The following is a 3,836-nucleotide window of genomic DNA, read 5'->3' as shown; positions in this document are numbered from 1 at the left end:
TTAGATAAAAATTATCATAAGAAAAAAAAATAGAAAAAAAATAGAATAAAAAATAGAAAAGAGAAAAATAAAGAATCTCTTTTTTTAAAAAATTAATTAATAAGGAGACCCGTTATCCTTGATATTATCCCTTATTTTCTTATGTTGATCCTTTGAAAGCCCTTCTTTTTGAGTTGAATTTCTAAGGTCTTCAATTATCTCATATGTAGGAGTGAGAACTGGACAATTCTCAGTGCACATACCACATAATGTACACATATATAAACCGGAATCTACACTGGTTTCATTATCCTTAAGGTATTTGCTCATAGCAACTCCACGACCACCTAAATAACTGTGATAACCAAATTCATTACCCATTACATTGTAAACAGGACAGTTTACAACACAATTTCCACAGCCAATACACCACAAACACTCTTTAATAGCTTCGCTTCTGCCGTTATCAAGCAGGATAACTGCCACTTTTTCAGCCCCATACATATTCTTTAGAAGCTTTTTCTCAATGTCTGCAGTTTTGGATGGGCCTGCTACAATATTGATATAAGAAGACAATGGCTTTCCAATGGCAAATGCTGTTTCCAATTTAGCAACAGAAACTGAATCCTCCAAAGAAGGCACTAATTTATCGATTCCAGCAACAACTATATGAAGTTTCTTGTTTTGGACAAGACTGATGTTACCTTCATTATGCACTGTTAAAAATGCACCATCTTCAGCAGCAATGGAATTGGAACCGCTGATGCCAATAACAGATTTATCTAAAAGACTTAAGACATCTGCCCTTACAGCTTCCATGATTTCCCTTGGAACTTCAGGTAAATCCAGATTCATTGATTCATTAACGATTTTTGTTATATCATGAACATTCAAATGAGATGCAGGGCCGGTTGGATGAACAGGAGCATTATCCACTTTTTTCAATTGTAAAATACGGTCTCCCAAATCTGTTTCAATGATTTTCATGCCCTTTTTCTCTAAAAATTGACTTGCATCTATCTCACGCAAGGTATTGGATTTGGATTTTGCAATGTAAACTTCATCCTCATTGAGATTGCTTGCAATTATTTCCTCATTAATAAGATCCAATAGGATTTGTCTTGCTTCCTCATCATCATGTGCTATAAAGCAATCAATATCATTCTCCTTAAAGCTTTCTTGAGCAATGGCTATCAATTCCGCATTGTTGTCTATTGCATCCTTTCTAATATCAATGACCCTTTTTTGAAGAGCCTGAATTTTAGGAGATTTGGTAAGAGGTTCGATTCTTTCCTTCAATCCTTTGAAGATCTTTCTCATTGTTTCCTTTTCCTCTTCCTTCATTTAAGCTCCTCCTCTTCAGAGTCAAGATAGCCTAAAACAAATTCAGACAAGTCCAAAACATCTAAATTCTCGGAATTTTGACTTAAGTTCAATTTGCAAAATGGACATGCAGTCACCAACAAATCTGCATCAGTTTCTTTAGCTTCATCAATTCTTAATTCAGCAATTGAATTTGATAAGTCACCATAAGCTGATTTCACTCCACCGCCAGAACCGCAGCACCTTGCCATTTCCTTATTGTTTTCCATTTCAACCAAATTGGAAATGGAATTTATTACATTGCGGGGAGCTTCATATTCTCCTGCATGTCTTCCCAAATGACAGGAATCATGGTAGGTTACTTTTAAATTATCCTTATGTTTAAGAGGGATTTTATTTTCCTTAATCAATTGCTCCAATAGCTGGGAAATATGGATTACTTTTAAGTCAACCCCAAGATATTTTTTATAATCTTCCTTTAATGTCTTATAACAGCCTGCACATGAAGTGAGAATGGTTTTTCCTTCCAAATCTTTCAAATTACCATTCATCTGCTCTATTGCATCGTCTAAAAAACCAGTTCTAAGAAGTACAGACCCACAGCACTGTTCATCATCTAAAGTTTCATAATCGATTTTTGCTATTTTTAAAATCCTTTCAGTAGCTTTGCTGATTGAATTCAATTTTTCACGTGCTGTGCATCCTCTAAAATATAATAACATAGTTTAACCTTATAATAATAAAAAAATTCTTAAATTAATTTTAAATAAAAAAGAATAATAATTGAGGAATCATTCCTCTTTTTCATCAATATCTTTCAATTCAATTTCATTCAATTCAATTTCATCTTTAATAGCTAGAGCTCTTACTAATTCAGTCGTATTCCTATTTAACTCATCTATTTTTACATATAATCTATAGACTGCATAAACGAGAAGGGCATATCCTAAAACAAGAAGCAAGTCTAAACCTCTACCAAAACCAAAGAACCCTGCAAGTGGATCACTGAATCTAGGTGCAAAAGCAAAGAAATTTACAATTAAACAAACTAGAACCCACAATGCAAATGTGGCTGGAGTGATTTTCTTAACTCTCAATCTCCTATAGAAGAATATTATGACCATTATAGTTGCTATAATTAATAAAACCTGATATGTACGAAATGGACCTATAATAATAACACTTCCCCTTTAATTATATTCTGAATAAATCTAGCACCATCTTTGTTAAAATTCTTAAACCGACAATAGCGTCTGTACCTTTGTTTTGAGTTTCAGGAGTATAGATTGTAGTAATTGTTACTTCAGATAATCTCAAATCCTTATCGCTTATCTCTTTAATGAATTCAGATGAGACACCATATCCTCTTGAAACGATGTTTATCTTATCTGCAGCTTCAGCAGTGAAAGCCCTTAGACCAGATTGTGAATCCTTAACGTTTCTTCCATAGAAAATGAATGTTAGGGCATTCATGATTAGATTTGCAAAACTTTTGCTGATAGGCATATCCTCAAAAGGTCTTGCTCCAATAACAACATCCGCTTCTCCATCCTGCAGAGGTTTGCAAACCTTTGGAATATCACCGATTTCATGCTGTCCATCTGCATCGAATGTAACTATATATTTAGCATTCTTATTAAGGGCAACAACCATTCCGGTTTTCAATGCAGCACCTAATCCTCTATTGATTACATGAGAAACAACAAAAATCTGATCAGGATATTTCTTTTTTGACTCTATAACTAAGTTAAGAGTGTTGTCTTTAGACCCATCATTAACCAGAATGACTCTGTATCCATTTTCAGCTATCCCTTCTATAATCTGGGAAACGGTCTTTTCCTCATTGAATGCTGGAACAACCAAGTAAACATCTTTAGTGATTTCTGAATTTTGATTTGACATACTATCTAATATCTTGAATAATTAAAATTTTAATTATAATCTAAATTATAAAGGACCTGCGTCTTCTTTACCTTCTCTCATTCCTTTTCCTGCTTCTTTTCTCATAAGTTTTGGATGGAACATCATCTTTATAAGATTCTGTGCATGTTCACGAGCCCTATTGTCTGCCAATTTTTTAAGTTCCTTAGGGTCTTCCTCTTCATCTTCGTGAACAAAAACCTCTAAAATATGAGTGTTAGTCATTAATTGAGCACGAATTAAACCTGTTGAAGCTTCATGAGCACACATCTTATCCTTTTCCATTGGTCCAGGCATTCCCAAGGCCATAACAATCTCACAATCTTCCTCTTCAATAAGCTTCTTACTTGCAACTGGAAGATCTTTAACACCAGGAACAGTTACGCGAATAATCTGTAAATCTGAAGCATTCTTCTTTAATTCATCTATTGCTGCAGCACCCATATCATAACGAGCAAATGTAGTATCTGCAATTCCTATTCTCATTTTACTCACCGATAAACATTTATTTAAAAAATTTAATTAAAGTTTAAATTAATAATTTTAATAATACATTTGATAATAACTTATCTTTATATTTTAATACATTACTAACTATGTTTTTAATTATATAT

Annotated in this window: 5 protein-coding genes; all 5 read right to left on the bottom strand. The window is 33.3% G+C overall.

The window, feature by feature from the left end; all coding sequences use genetic code 11:
- Positions 1-96: 96 nt before the first annotated feature.
- The 5 genes from ACKI67_RS03455 to ribC all read right to left on the bottom strand — a co-directional run bounded on the left by ACKI67_RS03455 (position 97) and on the right by ribC (position 3,708).
- Positions 97-1,323, bottom strand: a complete 1,227-nt coding sequence (locus tag ACKI67_RS03455) for an LUD domain-containing protein (protein WP_407461996.1) — start codon at positions 1,321-1,323, stop codon at positions 97-99.
- Positions 1,320-2,024, bottom strand: a complete 705-nt coding sequence (locus tag ACKI67_RS03450) for a (Fe-S)-binding protein (RefSeq protein WP_407461995.1) — start codon at positions 2,022-2,024, stop codon at positions 1,320-1,322. The genes ACKI67_RS03455 and ACKI67_RS03450 overlap by 4 nt, the downstream gene beginning before the upstream one ends.
- 69 nt (positions 2,025-2,093) lie before the next feature.
- Positions 2,094-2,474 carry a DUF2304 domain-containing protein gene (locus ACKI67_RS03445; RefSeq protein WP_407461997.1) on the bottom strand — a complete coding sequence of 127 codons (381 nt, stop codon included), beginning with the start codon at positions 2,472-2,474 and terminating at the stop codon, positions 2,094-2,096.
- Between the two features lie 22 nt (positions 2,475-2,496).
- Positions 2,497-3,204: a glycosyltransferase family 2 protein gene (locus ACKI67_RS03440; RefSeq protein ID WP_407461994.1), complete on the bottom strand. Its 708-nt coding sequence runs from the start codon at positions 3,202-3,204 to the stop codon at positions 2,497-2,499.
- A gap of 45 nt (positions 3,205-3,249) precedes the next feature.
- Positions 3,250-3,708, bottom strand: a complete 459-nt coding sequence (ribC, locus tag ACKI67_RS03435) for a riboflavin synthase (protein WP_407461993.1) — start codon at positions 3,706-3,708, stop codon at positions 3,250-3,252.
- Positions 3,709-3,836 lie beyond the last annotated feature (128 nt).

The organism is Methanobrevibacter sp., assembly GCF_045577275.1.
Lineage (GTDB): Archaea > Methanobacteriota > Methanobacteria > Methanobacteriales > Methanobacteriaceae > Methanobrevibacter.
Note: the sequence above shows the minus strand (reverse complement) of the source record. Positions and strands in the feature narration are given on the sequence as shown.